This window comes from Ruegeria sp. AB10 (assembly GCF_056542745.1).
This window is the reverse complement of record NZ_JBQGAI010000003.1, coordinates 261,015-277,301: the sequence shown is the minus strand read 5'-3', so window position 1 is coordinate 277,301 and position 16,287 is coordinate 261,015. Positions and strand designations below refer to the sequence as shown.

The 16,287-nt window shown below is 62.1% G+C and carries 16 protein-coding genes; 12 read left to right on the top strand and 4 right to left on the bottom strand.

Annotated elements, in window-relative coordinates:
- Positions 1–16 precede the first annotated feature (16 nt).
- Positions 17–964 carry an ABC transporter substrate-binding protein gene (locus ACR0NT_RS08795; protein WP_170672761.1) on the top strand — a complete coding sequence of 316 codons (948 nt, stop codon included), beginning with the start codon at positions 17–19 and terminating at the stop codon, positions 962–964.
- A 1-nt stretch (position 965) separates the two neighbouring features.
- Positions 966–1,979 (top strand): iron ABC transporter permease, encoded by a 1,014-nt coding sequence (locus ACR0NT_RS08790; RefSeq protein ID WP_170444279.1) that lies wholly within the window; start codon positions 966–968, stop codon positions 1,977–1,979.
- On the opposite strand, the gene ACR0NT_RS08785 is transcribed toward ACR0NT_RS08790, so the two are convergent.
- Positions 1,954–2,562 (bottom strand): UbiX family flavin prenyltransferase, encoded by a 609-nt coding sequence (locus ACR0NT_RS08785; RefSeq protein ID WP_480442923.1) that lies wholly within the window; start codon positions 2,560–2,562, stop codon positions 1,954–1,956. The genes ACR0NT_RS08790 and ACR0NT_RS08785 overlap by 26 nt on opposite strands.
- Complete coding sequence (locus ACR0NT_RS08780; protein ID WP_170444285.1) at positions 2,562–4,067, bottom strand: UbiD family decarboxylase; 1,506 nt, start codon at positions 4,065–4,067, stop codon at positions 2,562–2,564. Before ACR0NT_RS08780 ends, ACR0NT_RS08785 begins: the two co-directional genes overlap by 1 nt.
- 139 nt (positions 4,068–4,206) lie before the next feature.
- Here ACR0NT_RS08780 and ubiT point away from each other — a divergent pair, with 139 nt between their 5' ends.
- From ubiT to ACR0NT_RS08760, 4 genes are read left to right on the top strand one after another with little or no spacing between them, the layout of a single operon-like run.
- Positions 4,207–4,749 (top strand): ubiquinone anaerobic biosynthesis accessory factor UbiT, encoded by a 543-nt coding sequence (gene ubiT, locus ACR0NT_RS08775; protein ID WP_480442922.1) that lies wholly within the window; start codon positions 4,207–4,209, stop codon positions 4,747–4,749.
- Positions 4,749–5,726: a ubiquinone anaerobic biosynthesis protein UbiU gene (ubiU, locus tag ACR0NT_RS08770; RefSeq protein ID WP_170673308.1), complete on the top strand. Its 978-nt coding sequence runs from the start codon at positions 4,749–4,751 to the stop codon at positions 5,724–5,726. The genes ubiT and ubiU overlap by 1 nt, the downstream gene beginning before the upstream one ends.
- A gap of 3 nt (positions 5,727–5,729) precedes the next feature.
- Positions 5,730–6,641: a ubiquinone anaerobic biosynthesis protein UbiV gene (gene ubiV / locus ACR0NT_RS08765; RefSeq protein WP_170672760.1), complete on the top strand. Its 912-nt coding sequence runs from the start codon at positions 5,730–5,732 to the stop codon at positions 6,639–6,641.
- The gene (locus ACR0NT_RS08760; protein WP_170672759.1) at positions 6,638–7,840 is read left to right on the top strand and encodes an NnrS family protein; all 1,203 of its coding nucleotides are present in this window, start codon (positions 6,638–6,640) and stop codon (positions 7,838–7,840) included. Before ubiV ends, ACR0NT_RS08760 begins: the two co-directional genes overlap by 4 nt.
- Before the next feature lie 100 nt (positions 7,841–7,940).
- Here ACR0NT_RS08760 and ACR0NT_RS08755 read toward each other — a convergent pair whose 3' ends face one another.
- Both ACR0NT_RS08755 and ACR0NT_RS08750 read right to left on the bottom strand, forming a co-directional pair.
- A complete protein-coding gene (locus ACR0NT_RS08755) occupies positions 7,941–9,665 on the bottom strand; it encodes a phosphoenolpyruvate hydrolase family protein (protein ID WP_170672758.1) in 1,725 nt (574 codons plus the stop codon).
- Positions 9,662–10,303 (bottom strand): phosphoenolpyruvate hydrolase family protein, encoded by a 642-nt coding sequence (locus ACR0NT_RS08750; protein ID WP_170672757.1) that lies wholly within the window; start codon positions 10,301–10,303, stop codon positions 9,662–9,664. Before ACR0NT_RS08750 ends, ACR0NT_RS08755 begins: the two co-directional genes overlap by 4 nt.
- A 188-nt stretch (positions 10,304–10,491) precedes the next feature.
- Here ACR0NT_RS08750 and ACR0NT_RS08745 point away from each other — a divergent pair, with 188 nt between their 5' ends.
- Genes ACR0NT_RS08745 through ACR0NT_RS08720 form a run of 6 tightly spaced genes read left to right on the top strand, consistent with a single transcriptional unit; the run spans position 10,492 to position 16,286 of the window.
- On the top strand, positions 10,492–11,358 hold the full coding sequence (locus tag ACR0NT_RS08745; RefSeq protein ID WP_170444300.1) for a branched-chain amino acid ABC transporter permease: 867 nt from the start codon (positions 10,492–10,494) through the stop codon (positions 11,356–11,358).
- Entirely contained in the window at positions 11,355–12,323 is a 969-nt protein-coding gene (locus ACR0NT_RS08740) for a branched-chain amino acid ABC transporter permease (RefSeq protein WP_170672756.1), read from the top strand. Before ACR0NT_RS08745 ends, ACR0NT_RS08740 begins: the two co-directional genes overlap by 4 nt.
- Before the next feature lie 27 nt (positions 12,324–12,350).
- Positions 12,351–13,589, top strand: coding sequence for an ABC transporter substrate-binding protein (locus ACR0NT_RS08735; RefSeq protein WP_170672755.1), 1,239 nt, complete (start codon positions 12,351–12,353; stop codon positions 13,587–13,589).
- Positions 13,580–14,353 (top strand): ABC transporter ATP-binding protein, encoded by a 774-nt coding sequence (locus ACR0NT_RS08730; RefSeq protein WP_170672754.1) that lies wholly within the window; start codon positions 13,580–13,582, stop codon positions 14,351–14,353. The genes ACR0NT_RS08735 and ACR0NT_RS08730 overlap by 10 nt, the downstream gene beginning before the upstream one ends.
- Positions 14,343–15,062: a branched-chain amino acid ABC transporter ATP-binding protein gene (locus ACR0NT_RS08725; RefSeq protein WP_170444313.1), complete on the top strand. Its 720-nt coding sequence runs from the start codon at positions 14,343–14,345 to the stop codon at positions 15,060–15,062. Before ACR0NT_RS08730 ends, ACR0NT_RS08725 begins: the two co-directional genes overlap by 11 nt.
- Positions 15,063–15,077: 15 nt before the next feature.
- Entirely contained in the window at positions 15,078–16,286 is a 1,209-nt protein-coding gene (locus ACR0NT_RS08720) for a Tm-1-like ATP-binding domain-containing protein (protein ID WP_480442919.1), read from the top strand.
- Position 16,287 lies beyond the last annotated feature (1 nt).

Here is a 16,287-nt window from a genome sequence, read left to right as displayed (position 1 = left end):
CAAGGAAACACCCCCTATGAAACACATCTGGTCTGCGGCCCTGATCACCGCCATGGCAGGCGGCGCGTCTGCAGGTGAAGTAACCGTTGATAACTGCGGCGAGCCATTGGTTTTCGAGACTCAGCCCGAGCGGCTGGTCGTGCATGACATGAACATGACCGACATGGCCTTTGCGCTGGGTCTGCAGGACAAGATCGTGGGCCTGACCGGCATCACCGGCTGGTACAAGACCAGCCCCGAATTCGACACTCTGCGCGGAGACATCCCCGAGCTGGCGCCAAAATACCCGACCGTTGAAAACCTGGTCGCGGTTGAACCCGACCTGTTCTTTGCCGGGTGGTATTACGGCATGAAACCCGGCGGCGATGTGACGCCGGACACGCTGGAACCTTTTGGCATCAAGACCATGATCCTGTCTGAGAGCTGCGTGCATCTGGACAAGGATCGCCCCGAGGCCAGCATGGACCTGCTGTTCGACGACGTGCTGCGCCTGGGCAAGGTCATGCATGTCGAAGGCAAGGCCGAAGAACTGGTCAGCGGCTGGAAAAAGCAACTGGCAGCCATCGAAGCGCAAACCGCCGATCTGGCCAAACCGCGTGTCTTCCTGCTGGACGGTCCTGCCGATGCGCCCTTCACCGCGGGAAAATTTGCCATCCCCGACGCCATGATCGCTGCTGCGGGCGGCGAGAACGTCACCCATGACATGGATACCAGCTGGGGCCGCACCTCGTGGGAGGCTGTCGCCGCATCCAACCCGGAATTCCTTGTGCTGCTGGACTATCAGACCGGCAATGGCGCGGCGGATACGTTCAAGTTCCTGCAGGAACACCCGGTGATGTCGCAGACCGACGCGGTCAAGAACGAGCTCTGGATCGGCCTGCGCTACGAGGAACTGACCCCCGGACCGGCAAATATCGAGGCGATCTCGAAAATGGCCCAAGCCATGCATCCGGGCCTCAACTGATATGGGCCGATTGGGCCTTGAGCTAATCTTGGGGGCGGTCATTCTGGCCGCCCTCTTGCTGATTTCGACCGTCTACGGCACCACGCCCATCCCCGCGCAGGATGCGTTTGACGCGGTATTGCTGGGCACCGGCCTGACGGACGGAGACATGTCACCGCTTCATCGGATTGTATTCGACCTGCGCCTGCCCCGCGCCCTGTTCGCGGCTGTCATTGGCGCCGGGCTGGGTATTGTTGGCGTGGTTCTGCAAACCACGACGCGCAACGATCTGGCTGACCCTTTTCTTTTCGGCCTGTCCTCGGGCGCCGCCGCCGGAGCCGTATTCGTCATCACTGTGACCGGAGACATTCTAGGGCTCTGGACACTGCCACTGGCGGCGTTTTGCGGAGGCCTTGTGGCCTCGGGCATCGTGCTGGCGCTGGTGCACGGGCTACGGACAAGCGCGCCGGAAAAGCTGATCCTGGCCGGTCTGGCGGTTTCCTTCCTGTTCTCGGCCATCACCAATTACCTGATCTTTGCCGGTGACAGCCGCGCCGCCCATTCGGTGATCTTCTGGATGCTGGGCGGTCTGGGTCTGGCCCGGTGGGAGACCTTCCCGCTGGTCTGTGCCGGGTTGCTGCTGATCCTGTCCTATTCGCTCTATCGCAGCCGCTGGCTGGACGCGCTGCTGACCGGAGACCTGACCGCCGCAACGCTGGGCGTGCCCGTTCAGGGGCTGCGGTTCAGCATGTTCTTTGCCGCCGCCCTTGCCACCGCCGTTTTTGTCTCGGTCGCGGGGGTAATCGGCTTTGTCGGCCTGATGGTGCCGCATATCGCCCGCGGTATCGCTGGACCGCTGCACAACCGGCTTCTGCCCACGGCCGCAATTGTCGGCGCGGCCTTGCTGACGGGTTCGGACATCCTCAGCCGGCTTCTTCTGGCACCACAGGAATTGCCGGTGGGGATCGTGACGACCTCGATCGGTTCGGTGTTCGTGTTTCTGCTGCTGTTCAGAACCGCACGGGCGCGGCACTAGAGCCGGGCATCAACCCTTCTTCGGCCCATTGGCTTGCCACCGGGGCAGATACGCCCAAAAGATCAATCGCACGGCCTGCAATCTGAGTGACGATATCCGACACACATTTCGGCTTCAGATAGAACGCGGGCACCGGCGGCAGAACAATCGCGCCCATCTCGGTCACCGTCGTCATGTTCCGAAGATGCACCAATGTCAGCGGCGCTTCGCGGGTCAGCAGAACCAGCCGCCTGCGCTCCTTGAGTTGAACACTGGCGGCGCGGGTCAGCACGTTGTCATCCAGGCCATGCGCGATGGCCGCCAGGGATCGCATGGAACAGGGGGCAACGATCATCCCGGATACCGGGACCGACCCTGACGCGATACTGGCACCGATATTGTCGATGGAATGGTGGCGGGTGGCCAATCCCCTGAGGGTGTCAAACGCACCACTGCCGCATTCTTCAAGCAGCGTGCGCTGTGCTGCGTCGCTGGTGACAAGGTCGATCTCAACGCCCAGATCCGACAACTGCCGCGCCACTGACAGCCCGAGAGCTGCACCCGACGCTCCGGCCACGCCCAATATCACACGGTGTTGGCTCACTACGCTGCTCCCCCCATCAGGCGCGAAACAAGTTTGGCGGCAAACTCCGCGTCCTTGTCCGCTGTTTTCATCACGGTTCCCCATTCCCGGCTGGTTTCGCTTTCGATCTTGGTCGTGGCGTCGATGCCCATTTTTCCCGACAGCCCGGGCTGGGGTGAGGCGAAGTCCAGATAGTCCATCGGCGTGTTCTCCAGCGTCATCACATCGCGACCCGGGTCCATGCGCGTGGCAAGTGCCCAAGCGATGTCATCCCAGTTTGCGGGGTCGATATCGTCATCCACCACCACGATCATCTTGGTATAGCTGAATTGCGGCAGCATCCCCCACAGCGCCATCATCACCCGGCGCGCCTGACCGGGATAGCGTTTGTCGATGCTGACAACGGCCATGCGGTACGAGCACGCGGCGGGAGGCAGCCACAGATCGCGGACCTCGGGTATCTGAGCGCGAATGGTGGGCAGCGCGAGACGGTTGAACACCTCGCCAATGATCGCGGGCTCATCCGGTGGGCGACCGGTATAGGTGGACAGGTACAGCGGGTCCTGCCGATGGGTCACGGCGGTGACCTGCATGACCGGGAAAGGCTCGGCCCGGTTGTAGTATCCGGTGTGATCTCCGAACGGCCCCTCGGGCGCGGTGTCCGTCGGCGATACCCAACCTTCCAGGATGATCTCGGGCTCAGCCGGAACCATCAGGGGTACGGATTTGGCAGCTACCATGCGAGGGCGCACTCCGTTGAGCGCGCCTGCAAAGGTCATTTCCGACACGGTCTCGGGCAGAGGCAGCGCGGCGGACAGCAGCGTCGCCGGGTCTGCCCCCAGAACAATGGCGACCGGGGTCTTTTCCCCGTTTTTCGCCCAGCTCCGGTGATGGGCCGCGCCACCGCGATGGGGCAACCACCGCATGATCAGCTTGTCCCGGTCCAACACCTGTGCCCGGTAGATGCCCGCGTTGTAGGATGTGACATTGCCCGCGTCGGACCCATGCGGTCGGGTGATGACCACCGGCCAGGTCACAAGCGGCGCCGCATCGCCCGGCCAATGCGTTTGCACCGGAATTGACGCCAAATCGATATCCGCCCCTTCCAGAACAACCTGCTGGCTGGATGCGGACTTGGTGATCTTGGGTCGCGTCGCCAACGCGGCCTTCAACATCGGCCAACGCGACAGAGCATCCCGCAACCCGTCCGGAGGTGTCGGGGTTTTGAGCGCGGCAAGAAACGCGCCCATCTCGTCCAGTTCCTCCGGTTTAATACCAAGCCCGGCGCACACGCGTTCAGTTGTCCCGAACAGGTTGGTGACAACCGGCATTTTCGAAGGGATACCACCATCCAACACCGGAAAATCGAACCGCAGCACCGGGCCGGCCCGCTCCAGCACGTTGCAGTGAACTGCTGTCATCTGATGGCGGACCGAGACGGGCTCGGAAACCGTCAGCAACTGATTGGTGTCCCCACACCAGTCAAGGAAACTGCGCAGGCTGGGGAAAGAGGGCAACGATCGCACGGGAGATCCTGTTCAAGAAAGCCCGGCCTGCCTATCAGCGAAATTCCACAGCGAAATTGACCATCGTCAAACTGCGACCGTGTGCGACCCCTTATGAGTTCCGACAGAAGACATGTCGACCGTGCCAAAGGAGCCCTGCTTGTCCCAATCGCCCGCCATGATTCCGCGCTTTCCGCAGGTGGCCACCTTTCCGTTGCGCATTTTGCCATATGCCCCTTTGTCGGCCATCCTGTCCGCCTTTTCCCGCAAGATTGCCCAAAAACACCCAGGCATGTTCCGCCGCCTGGGCGAGCATGACCACACGCGGTTCATCCTTGATCCGACCGACCTGCCGTTTGTGATCTGCCTTGATCCGAACGGCGGCACCCCGCGAGTGACAGTCACGCGCGGCCGCGCAGAAGGCGCCGCCCGGATCGCCGGGCCGCTCGCTGCCTTATTGGGTCTTGTTCACGGCGCCTATGACGGGGACGCGCTGTTCTTTTCCCGTGATCTGGTGATCGAAGGCGATACGGCCGCAGCGCTGGCCCTGCGCAACGCAATCGATGACGCCGAGCTGGATTTCGCGCAGGAGCTTTCGGACCTGTCCGGCCCATTGGCGCAGTCCATGCAAAGGGTCCTTGTAATGATCGAGCGAAGAACCGGCGTCAACCTGAGCAGACCTGAAGAGGCAGACCTATGGTAATGGAAATTGTCTGCCCCGCTGGCACCCCCGCCGCGTTGCGTGCGGCAGTAAAGGCGGGCGCGCATACGATTTACTGCGGCTTTGCCGATGAAACCAATGCCCGGAACTTTCCCGGCCTGAACTTCGACCGCGCCGAAATGCGTGAAGGCGTGGCCTTTGCCCACCAGCATGGCGCCAAAGTGCTGGTCGCCATCAACACCTTTCCCCGCGCCGGGCACGAGGCCATCTGGCACCGCGCCGTAGCCGATGCCGAAACCTGCGGCGCCGATGCGGTGATCCTGGCCGATGCTGGCCTTCTGGCGCATACCGCGCGCCATCATCCCACCCTGCGCCGCCACCTTTCGGTTCAGGCTGCCGCCGCCAATGCGGATGTCATCAACTACTATGCCGAGACCTTTGGCGTGAAACGTGTGGTGCTGCCGCGCGTGCTCTCGGTGCCGGAAATCGCCGCGATCAACGCCGAAACCGAGGTCGAAACCGAGGTGTTCGTCTTTGGCGGCCTGTGCGTGATGGCCGAGGGCCGCTGTTCGTTGTCATCCTACGCCACCGGCAAATCGCCCAACATGAACGGCGTCTGCTCTCCGGCCAGCCATGTGGAATACCATGAGGAAAACGGGGTGCTGGATGCGCGGCTGGGCGGCTACATCATTCACCGCGTAAACAAGGGCGAAGCCGCGCCCTATCCGACCCTGTGCAAGGGCTGCTTCAGCGCGGGTGAGAAATCCGGCCACCTGTTCGAAGACCCGGTCAGCCTGAACGCCGAGAAACTGATCCCGCAGCTGCAAAAGGCAGGCGTCACCGCGCTCAAGATCGAAGGCCGCCAGCGGTCGCGGTCCTACGTAGCGCAGGTGGTGCGCAACTTCCGCGCCGCCGTGGATGCACTGGATGCGGGCCGCCCGCTGCCCGAGGGCATGTTGGCCCGACTGTCCGAGGGTCAGGCCATGACCACCGGCGCCTACAAGAAAACCTGGAGATAAGCCATGGATCTCACTGCTGGGCCGACCCAGTTCTTCTGGTCCAAAACCCGTTGGCTGGAGTTTCACACCTCACTGGTCGACACCCTCGTTGCCCGCGTCGTTCTGGGTGAACTGGTCTGTTCCAAACGCCTGCCGTTTTACCAGGAGCATATCGCCGAGGCGATTGACACGTTGCAAAACGCGGGCAAAGAGGTCGCCCTGACCAGCCTGGCGCTGGTCACCCTGAAACGCGAGCGCAAGCTGACCGCCGATCTGGTCGACATGGGCCTGCCGGTCGAGGTCAACGACCTCTCCGCTCTGCCCCATCTTCCCAAGGGCACGCCGTTCTGGGTTGGTCCGCTGGTCAATGTCTATAACGAAGGCACGTTGACATGGCTGGCCTCGCTGGGCGCCACACGGGTCTGCCTGCCCCCCGAGCTGCCATTGGAAAGCGTTGAGGTGCTGGCCAAAACCGCCACCGATCTTGGCGTTGCTGTCGAGGTCTGGGGGCATGGCCGCCTGCCCCTGGCGATCTCGGGGCGTTGCTATCACGCACGCCTGCACGGTCGTACCAAAGACAATTGTCAATTTGCCTGCGAAGACGATCCGGACGGGCTGGAGGTTAAAACGCTGGAAGGTCAGCCGTTCATGACCATGAACGGCGTGCAGACCCTGTCCTCTACGCACGCCGCCGCCGTCTATCAGACCGACACGCTGGCGCACGCGGGCGTCACCGCCCTGCGTCTGTCGCCGCAATCACAGGATTTCCCAGCCATCTGCGCGGCCTATCACGCCCTTCTGCAAGGGGACACCACAGCGGCAACGACAGCGGCAAAGCTTCAATCGCTCACACCGGATGCCCGGTTTTCCGATGGGTTCCTGCAAGGCGCATGTGGCGCAGACTGGTCCGCCGACCGGGCCATCCCGGCAGAGTGACCCCGCATTCGTTCTGGGCCGCGCCCTACCGCCCCATGTTCAGCGGCGCCGCGCTTTGGGCGCTGGTCTGCATAGGATGGTGGCCGTTGGGCGTACGTCTGGGCCTGCCCGCCCCGGCGTTCGAGCCAATTGTGCTGTGGCACGTGCATGAGCTGCTCTTCGGCTTTGCCGCACTGGCCGTGGGCGGCTACCTGCTGACCGCGCTGCCCAATTGGGTGGCCAAGCCCCCCGAACAGGGCGCGATCTTAAAGCTCCTGATGGGCTTCTGGGCATTGGGCCGCCTGACAACGGCCATGGCGGACCACCTGCCCCTTGGCCTGATCCTGATCTGCAACGGGCTTTATTTCATCGCTATGTTTGGCCTGCTGATCTGGCGCATCGCAGCCGCAGGCGCCTTCGCCAAAACTCCGTTTGCCTTCGCAATGCTGGCTCTGGGCCTGATCGAAGCCACCTTCATGGCCGCCGCGAAATCCGGTGATGTCGCCGCCAGCCTATCCCTCGCCCGCGCGGTGCTGATCGGCTTTGCCATCCTGATCGCCACCATCGGCGTTCGTGCCGTCCCGGCCTTCACCACCATCTGGCGTCAACATCAGGGCCTGCCTGCTCTGGATTTGCCCTGCAACGAAAAGCTGCGCCGGGTCATCCTTGCTGTGTCGGCCTGCGGCGCTCTTGCCCTGCTTCTGAACGCCGCCGATGTCGCAAACGCGTTGCTGGTCCTTTCGGCTCTGTTGCTGTTTGCCGCGATGTCCCGCTGGCGCAGCTTCGGCACGTGGCGAAACCCGCTTCTCTTTGGACTGCACGCGGCCTTTCTCTGGCTGCCGCTGGGGCTTTTGTTGATGGGATCACTGTGGTTTTTCTCAACGGTCTACCCCATGAGGGACGCCCTGCACGCGCTCACCATTGGGGCAATCTCTGGCATGATCATGGCCTTCACCGGCCGCGCCGCATCCCATACGGCAGAGGGTCCGCTGCGCGCGCCGCGCAGCCTGACCTGTGCCATGGCGTTGCTGTGGTGCGCCATCGCAACCCGCCTTGCCGCGCCAATGACCGACAATCACGAGCTTTTGGAGAACACCGCCGCCCTGTTCTGGTGCGTCAGCTGGATATGCTACCTGATCGCCCTGCGCCCCGTACTGTTGGGACCAGCCGTCCGACCTGTGCTCAGCGGCAGGAATCCCAAGACCCGGGACAAAGCGTGAATCCGTGCACCTAAGGCAAGGCATTTGACGAAGCAAACCGCAGTAGGTTTCCCGGTCATTTGCAACGAGAAAATTGGATAATGCGGTGTAACTGAGCGTACTATCCCTGTAGTCCGTGTTTCTTGATTTTGTTGTAAAGCGTGCGGGTGGTCATGCCCAATTCCTCGGCCGTTTGCGCGCGGCGGAAGCCGTTTCGTGCCAGCGCTTCGGCAATCCAGTCCCGCTCGGACACCGCGACCCGCGCCGGGGTTTCATCCGTCTGCGCCTTTGGAGCGCCCGCCGGTTTTCGCCGCAGAAAGTCGATCGCCTTGAGGTCAATCGTCCCCCCGCCCGATTTGCGAACCGCGCGCTGCACGGCGTGGTGCAACTCTCGCACATTACCGGGCCAGTCGTGTTCCAGCATCAGCCGCAACGCAGCGTTCGAGAATTTCGGAGGCTCACCGCTGACCTGTCGGCCCAGATACATGGCCAGTTCGGGGATATCGTCCACACGGTCGCGCAATGGCGGCAGGGTGATTTCATGGCCCGAGATCCGATAATACAGATCCTGCCGAAACGCGTCCCTCTCGATCTGGGCAAGCAGATCCTGCGTTGTGGTCGAGATGATCCGGGCATCCGCGCGCCTGAGCGTATGGTCCCCGATCCGCTGCACCGTCTTTTCATCGGTGAATTTCAGAATCTTGCCCTGATGCTCGGGCTGCAAGGCGGTGATTTCGTCAAAGATGATGGTGCTGCCGGACGCTTGCTCCAACGCGCCGCGCTGGGTGCCAGTGCTGCCCAACGCACCGGGCGCTTTGCCTAGCAAATGCACGCCGCCTTCCTCGCCGCCCAAGGCAGGGCAATCCACGACCACGGGTTGCCGCCGGGCCGCCGGGCCTGCCTCGTGCAGCCTGAGGGCCGCGCGGCTTTTGCCCGTTCCAGTCTCGCCGATCAGTAGAACGGGGATGTCTTCATAGGCCAGATCATCCAGCTCTTCGCGGATCGTCTGCATGGCATAAGACGAGCCGACCAGATCATTTTCGGTGTTCGAGGGGGCCTGCTTGATGCGCGACAGGCTGGGAATCGCGGTAAAGCCCTTGGTGACTTCGCTAAGGGTTTGCTCGACCGGCAGCCGGTCAAGCGTTGAGCCTGCAACAAACCCCTGCACACCACAGATACGGGTGATGGCCAGCGCCTCTTCGGGTGAGGTGATGGGGCCGCCGTGGCACAATTTGTCGACCGAGGCTGGTACGCCCTCCAGAACCCGCTCGATCTGCGCCGCAGCGGTTTCCAGCGTCAGGTGAGTGCTCACGCCCGTTCCGCCGCTGGTAAAGCCCACGTTGACACAGATGGCCGTTGCCCCCGCATCGACCATCCTGCGGGCCTGCGCGTTGGTGTGGACATAAACGAAGGTGCCCAGACCGGCCGCCGTCGCCTCTTTCACCAGCGCTATTTCGCGGTCGAACCCCAACCCCTCGCGTTCCATCAACGCGCCCAACCGTCCGTCGATCAGTGTCGTCGATGGAAAGTTGCAGACACCTGAGAAGCCAAGCGCTTTGGTTCTTTGCACCAGCGCGCCGATGCCCAGATCGGGGTCACTGACGGAAAACCCCGCGTAGATCGGCGCAGAGCAACGTCCCAGCATCTCGCGTTCGGCAAATTCGATGACCCAGTCATTGGCGGCCCGGACCGGCAGAAAGCTGGTCAGGGACGAGGCACCCTGCACCCGGAAACGCCCCGCGTTCAACGCCAGCAGATAGTCGGCCCCGGCCTTGTCTGCCGCCTTTGCCGTCAGGCCCGACCCGACAACCGCAGCAAACAGAAAGTTCCTGTCGCGAATCGTCATGCCGCACCCTCGCACCAGATCAGACCATCCACATCAAGCGTGCTGAGCGGAACCATGCGTTCGTGCCATGCCGAGGTATAGGCAAACACACTGACCTGCTCTGCTTCGTCCCGGATCGTTTCGATCACCCTTTGCAATGAGCCCAATACAAGCGCGCCGCTGTCGGGGCTATCCACATCCAGCAGTCCGGGATGCAGGACAAGGCGGTCCAGCCCGGCCTGTACCGCAGCACGGGCCTGCGCCAGCGAGATGAAGAAGGCCAGCGCCTGAAACCCGGCGGCTTTGGCGCGGGCCAGAAACGCGTATTCGAACTCAGGCGAGGCAGGGATTGTCGACATCGACTGGCGCAGACTGCCATCCAGCAGGATCGAAGAGGGCCAGTTCACCACGCCGCGATACCCCTTCTCATAAAGTTGCGAGAGCATGGTCGCCTCGGACCCGAACGGATCGCTGGCCAATATCGCAGCCCAGTCGCCTTGTTTCGGCGTTTCGCGCAGCACGCGGTTGTGGTCGAGCCGGGGCATTACAAAGGCGAGGTCCGCCTGAGAGACGCTCAACCCACCCAAAGCAGGGCAGTAAATCCGGTCGGCCTGGTCAGGGCGGGCAGACGGTGTGCCGGTCAATGTCAGGTTCTGCATGTCTCTGTATAAGAAAAGTTTTCCGCATTTGAGAAGCAAATTCTCATTTCTTCTTCTTTTTTGAGAATCTTTGATCCCCGAGAAATAATAACTTATTGATAATATACAATATTTTTCTTCATCGGAAATGAACCCAGAGCTGTGGGGATTCCTGAAATTCGGACATGGTCGTCTCAACGGGAGGAATCATGACCTTATTTCTGATCGTCACCCTGAACGGGCTGACGCTTGCAGCACTCTACTTCTTGGCGGCCAGCGGCTTCAGTCTGATCTTCGGGTTGATGCGGACGGTGAACATGGCCCATGGCGCGTTGCTGCTGCTGGGCGGCTATGTCGGATACAGCATTGTTGATGTCACTGGCTCGTGGGGGCTGGGTGTCCTTGGGGGCGGATTGGCGGCGGCGTTGGCTGGTGCCATCGTGCAGGCTGGCATTCTGGGCTGGATGCAGGGGGACGAACTGCGTCAGACCCTGGCATCGATTGCAATTTCAATCATCATGGCCGATCTGATGCTGTGGTACTGGGGCGGGCTGACTTATCAGGTCGAACTGCCCGATGCCCTAGCCGGAGGGCAGCGTCTGCCGGTTCTGGGCGTGGGGTATGCGAATATCCGTCTGGCGCTGATGGGCTTTGCGCTAGTGGTCGGGATTGGCCTTTGGTTTCTGATCCAACGGACACGCTTTGGCGCGGTGATCCGGGCGGGTGTGGACGATCAGGACATGCTCCGCGCGTTGGGCTATCCGATCAACCGCATCTTTGTTCTCGTGTTTGCCTTGGGCGGCATGCTGGCCGGAATGGCTGGAGTGGTCGCAGCCAGCGCGCTGTCGATTGCGCCGGGGACGGACCTGCAATTCCTGCTGTCTTCGCTGGTGGTGGTGATCGTCGGTGGTATGGGCTCGATCGGAGGGGCCGCCCTGGGCGCGCTGCTGGTTGGTCTGGCCGAGCAATACGGGCTGGCCTATGCACCCACCTACGGCGTGGTGTTCACCTTTGCGATCATGGTGCTGGTGCTGGCGGTGCGACCGCAGGGCCTGCTGGGAAAGGCCGAGCAATGAAACAGGCGCTGATCCTTGTCCCGCTTTTGATCCTGCCGGTCGTCCTGAACGATTTCTGGCTGACGCAGGTGGCCACACGGTCGCTGATCCTTGGCATCATGGCGCTGAGCCTCAGTTTTCTGGCGACTTATCTGGGCGTTGTCTCGTTCGCGCAGGCCACCATGGCCGGGATCGCGGGCTATACCATCGCGTTTTTCGGCCCCAATACCGTAGGCATCGGTGTTTCGCTGCCGTTCTGGGTCTCGATCCCGCTGGCGCTGATCCTTGCAACCATTTCGGGCGCTCTGGTTGGCCTGATCGCGCGCCGGTCGCGCGGGATTTACGCTATCATGATCACGCTGGCGATTGGCGTGGCGTTCTTCTACTTCACCCGGCAGAATTACACCTTCTTCAATGGCTGGACCGGCTTTTCCGGCGTCCGTGCGCCCGAGGTTGCGGGGCTCAGCCTGCGCAACCCGCTGCCGCTGTACCTGTTGTCTCTGGGCATGGCCGCGCTTGCGTTGGCACTGGTCAACGGCTTTGTCCGCTCACCGCTGGGCCTGACCATTCAGGCAGTTCGTGACGCACCCGGTCGTGTGCTGGCGCTGGGGATTTCGGTCACCACGCCCATCGTTGCCGCCTTTGCCTTCTCGGGCCTGCTGGCCGGGGCCGGTGGCATCCTGAACGTCTGGTATCAGGAACGTATCTCATCCTTTTCGGTCGGCCTTGGGCCCATCATCGACATCCTCATCATCTCGGTCATCGGCGGGCTGCGCCATCCGGGCGGAGCCTTTGTCGGCGCGGCGGTCTTTGTCCTGCTGGACACCTTCGCCGTCGACCTGATCGACCGCGAGCGGTTCAACACGCTGATCGGTGGCGTGCTGCTGCTGATCGTCATCGTGGCACCAGGAGGGCTGCAACAACTGGCAAGCGACTGGATGGCGCGGCTGCGTCGTCCAGAAGTCAAAGAAAAATCAACTGTCTGAGCACACTCATAGGGAGGAACCTGAAAAATGAATAAGCTCAAAATGGCTGCATCCGCGCTGGCGCTCTGCGCAATGGCGGTCCCGGCATCTGCCGAAGACGTCAAGATCGGCGTGATCTCGATCCTGGAAGGTGCGTTTGCCGCGCTGGGTCAGGACGGCATCCGTGGCGCGGAACTTGCGGTACTGGAAGCCGGTGGTGAGGTTGATGGCAACAAGATCGAAGTGATCACCATGTCGTCCGACGCCAGCCCCGACAGCGCTGTGAACGCGGCGCGCAAGCTGATCGAGCAGGACGGGGTGGACATCATCGTCGGTCCGCTGTCCGGTTCGGAAGGTCTGGCCTTGCGCGACCTGTCGAAATCCTATCCCGGCGTGACCTTCCTGAATGGATCCAGCGCGGCGCAGGATACAACCCTGCGCGACAGTTCCGACAATTTCTACCGCTTTGGCGGCGACGGTGCGCAGTGGATGGTTGGCGTGGGTGACTATGCCTTCAACGACATGGGCTATAAATCCGTGGCCGTCATCGCCGAGGACTATTCCTTCCCCTACACCCAAGTGCTGGGCTTCATGACCGAGTTCTGCGAGGCCGGCGGCAAGGTGCCCGAGAAGTTCTGGACGCCGATCGGCAACAAGGATTACTCCTCGGTCGTCTACTCGATTCCACAGGATGTCGATGCGCTGTTCGTGGCGCTTGGTGGTGCAGATGCGGTCAACTTCCTGACCCAGTACAGCCAGGCGGGCGGTGACAAGCCGATCATTGGCGGCTCGATCACCATCGACCAGTCCATTCTGGACAGCAAAGGCCCGTTCAAGAAACTGCTGGTGGGCGCGCCTGCCGGAACGCCGACCGTTGGCGATTATGACGGCGACGAGTGGAAAGCCTTCACCGCCAGCTATACCGAAGCCTTCCCCGACGGCTTCTCGGCCCCCTCGATCTTTGCGCATCATTACTACATGAGCGCAAAGGCTGCGATACTGGCACTGGACGAGGTCGACGGCGACCTGTCCGACGATCAGGCGGCCTTCCGCGCGGCGCTGAACGACCTGACCTTTGTTACCCCGACCGGTGGCACCATGCGTCTGGACAAGAACCGCAACGGTATCGTCGACAACTTTGTCACCGAAGTCTACGAGCGCGAAGACGGTTCGCTGGGCAACCGTGTCGTCAAGGTTGTGCGCGATGTGAATCAGCTGCTGGGACAAGACGAAGAGGCCTTCCTGGCCTCGGGTCCAGTTAGCCGGGACAACCCCTCGTGCCCGTAAACCACTCACATAACACCGCCAATGCCCTGGAAGTCCGGGGCATTGGCAAACGCTTTGGCGGGTTCTGGGCGGTGCAGGATATCGACCTGACTGTCCGCCCTGGCGAGCGGCGCGCAATCCTCGGGCCGAACGGTGCGGGCAAGACCAGCCTGTTCAACGTCCTAACCGGGGATACCAGCGCCACGACCGGCCAGATCACCCTGTTTGGCGACAAGGTGACGCGCGAGCCGATCAACAAGAGAATTCAACGCGGGCTGCGCCGGACCTATCAGCACGCCCACCTGTTCAACGGCCTGACCGTGCGCGACACGCTGTTTCTGGCCGTGGCCGGGGTGCGCGGCGGCTGGCGGCAGGTGCTGCCTTTGCGGGTCACTGATGACCGGCTGGCCGAAGCCGAGCGTCTGGCCGAGGTGGCCGGCGTGACCGATGTGCTGGACCGCGAAACCTCGGAGCTCAGCCACGGACAACGGCGGCAGCTTGAGATCGGGATCGCGCTGGCCGAGAACCCCAGAATACTGTTGCTGGACGAACCGGCGGCGGGATTGTCACCTGCCGAGCGCCCGAAACTCAGCGCATTGCTGATGTCGCTGCCCAAGGATGTGACGGTTGTGCTGATCGAGCACGATATGGATATCGCCTTGCAGACCTCGGAAAGCGTTTCGGTCCTCTATAACGGGCGGATGTTGGCCGAGGGCTCACCCGACGACATCATGCGCAACGAAGACGTGCATCGCGTCTATATCGGAGGCGCTCATGGCCACTGATGATCTGCTGGACATTCGCGGGCTGGACCTGCGCTACGGCTCAAGCCATGTGCTGCATGAGGTCGCTCTGAACGTCGGTAACCGCCCGCTGGGCATTCTGGGCCGTAATGGCATGGGCAAAACCAGCCTGTGTAATGCGATCATGGGCCTGCATCCGCATTCGGCGGGAGAAATCCGGTTCGATGGTGTCGATATGACCGGCTTGCCGCCTGAAAAGCGCGCGCAGATGGGAATTGGTTACGTGCCGCAGGGACGGCGGGTGTTCCGGTCTCTTACGGTTGAAGAACATTTGAAGATCGTCGAACGCAAAGGCGGCACGTGGTCTGTTGACCGGGTGTATCATACCTTTCCGCGTCTTAAGGAGCGTCGCCGCAATCTGGGCAACCGCCTGTCAGGCGGGGAACAGCAGATGCTGGCGATTGGCCGGGCCTTGTTGCTGAATCCGCGTCTGATGGTGCTGGACGAACCGACCGAAGGGCTGGCCCCGGCCATCGTCTCGGACGTGATCGATTTGATCGAACTGATCGCAAGCGAAGGCATCGCCGTGTTGCTGGTCGAACAGAACATGCACGCGGCGCTGGCCGCCGTGCAGGACGTGGCCATCATGGTCGGTGGAGAAGTTGTCGAGCGGATGACAGCAGAGGCCCTTGAAAACGACCCGGCGATGCAAAAGCGCCATCTGGGGCTGGAACCCGGGCAGTCGGGCTAACGGGAGGGAGAGAGGATGACAAAAAGAGCTTACGTGATCGGCACTGCCGACACCAAGGGGCCGGAACTTCGATATGTGCGCGACCTGATCGATGCGGCGGGGATAGAGACCGTGCTGGTCAATGTCGGCACCAAAGGCGGCGAGACCGGCGTGGATGTAACAGCCGCCAGCGTCGCTGCTTGCCATCCCGACGGCCCGGCATCGGTGTTCGTGAACGACCGGGGGCAGGCCGTGACTGAAATGTCGCGTGCCCTGACCGCGTTCGTACTGGGTCGCGACGATCTGGGCGGCATCATCGGGCTGGGCGGCTCGGGCGGGTCGGGGATCATTGCACCCGCGATGCAGGCTTTGCCGATCGGCGTGCCCAAGGTGCTGGTCTCGACTTTGGCCTCGGGCGATGTCTCGGCCTATGTCGGCGCGTCGGATGTGAATATGTTCCATCCGGTGACGGATGTATCCGGTCTGAACCGGGTATCGCGCAAACTGCTGGGCAACGCAGCTCACGCGCTGTCGGGCATGATGGCGAACGAGGTGCCCGAGGCCACCGACGACCGCCCCGCGCTGGTTCTGTCGATGTTCGGTGTCACCACCCCTGCCGTTCAGGCCATCACCGAGGGGCTGGCCGATGACTACGACTGCCTTGTCTTCCACGCCACCGGCAGCGGTGGCCGGTCGATGGAGCAACTGGTCGATCAGGGCGATGTGGCCGGTGTGCTCGATATCACCACGACCGAGATCTGCGATCTGATCGTGGGGGGAATGCTCAGCGCGGGTGAAGAACGGCTCGACAGCATTGCGCGCAGCAAACTGCCTTATGTGGGCTCGTGCGGTGCGCTGGACATGGCGAATTTCTGGGCACCCGAGTCAGTGCCCGCGCAGTTCAAAGACCGTAAATTCTATCACCATAACGCGCAGGTCACGCTGATGCGCTCGACACCCGAAGAATGCGCGCAGATCGGCGCATGGATCGGAAACAAACTGAACGCCTGCGAGGGACCGGTTCGGTTCCTGCTGCCGCTGCGTGGCGTTTCGGCGCTGGATATCGAAGGCGGGGCTTTCCACGATCCGGTGGCCAACGAGGCTCTGTTCCAGGCGCTGCGCGACACGGTGGCCCAAACCCCCGACCGGCAATTGGTCGAACTGGACTTACACATCAACGATCCTGCCTTTGCCGAGGCCGCGATCAGCAATTTCAACGAAATCTATACAAAGAAGGAAACCTGAG